Source organism: Metapseudomonas resinovorans, from assembly GCF_002003485.1.
Lineage (GTDB): Bacteria > Pseudomonadota > Gammaproteobacteria > Pseudomonadales > Pseudomonadaceae > Metapseudomonas > Metapseudomonas resinovorans_D.
In genome coordinates, this window is sequence record NZ_BDMA01000106.1 from 1 (window position 1) to 843 (window position 843).

Genomic DNA, 843 nt, shown 5'->3' on the forward strand with positions numbered 1-843 from the left:
AGCACCATTGAGGCCATCCTCCGCCGCCAGGGCTGCCAGGTGCGCTACCACGCCGACGCGGCGCCAGCGCCGGCCATCCAGCGGTTCGAGCACAGCCAGCCCAACGCCCTCTGGCAGATGGACTTCAAAGGGCACTTCCACCTTGCGGATCGCCGCTCACCGCGTTGCCATCCCCTGACGGTACTGGACGATCACTCCCGCTTCGCGCTGTGCCTGGCGGCCTGCGACGGCGAACGCCTGGAGTGCGTACGCCCGCGCTTGATCCAGGTGTTCCGCCGCTATGGCCTGCCGCAGCGAGTGACCGCCGATAACGGTCCGCCTTGGGGCTCGAACATCGCCGGTGGTCTGTCGGCGCTGGAGGTCTGGCTGCTGCGCCTGGGGATCGAGGTCAGCCACAGCCGTCCCCATCACCCGCAGACCCAGGGCAAGCTGGAACGCTTCCACCAGACGCTCAAGCGCGAGCTGTTGCAGCGCACGTTCAGCGACCTGCAGCACTGCCAGCAGGTAATGGATCGCTGGCGGGAGCAATACAACCAGCAGCGTCCGCATGAGGCGCTGGACCAACGTCCACCGATCACGCGCTACCAACCCAGCCTGCGCGGCTACCCGGAGCAACTGCCGGAGATCGAGTACGAGCCGGGCGATCAGGTGCTCAAAGTCGGGCGTATCGGCCAGGTCTCGTTTCGCGGGAAGAGCCTGTTCGTCGGCGGCGGGTTGCATGGGGAACGGGTCGCCATCCGTCCCACCGCGGTGGATGGCGTCTACGAGGTGGTATTCATTCACCGGACCATCCGCCAGGTCGACCTGAGGCAGCGGACATCATGACCATCAACCCGTTACCCA

1 protein-coding gene is annotated in these 843 nt (G+C 66.4%); it reads left to right on the forward strand.

All coding sequences use genetic code 11. The features are described 5' to 3' along the window. Nucleotides 1-825: integrase core domain-containing protein (locus tag MnOB_RS28395; RefSeq protein ID WP_077527881.1), on the forward strand; the 825-nt coding region annotated here is incomplete at its 5' end. Nucleotides 826-843 lie beyond the last annotated feature (18 nt).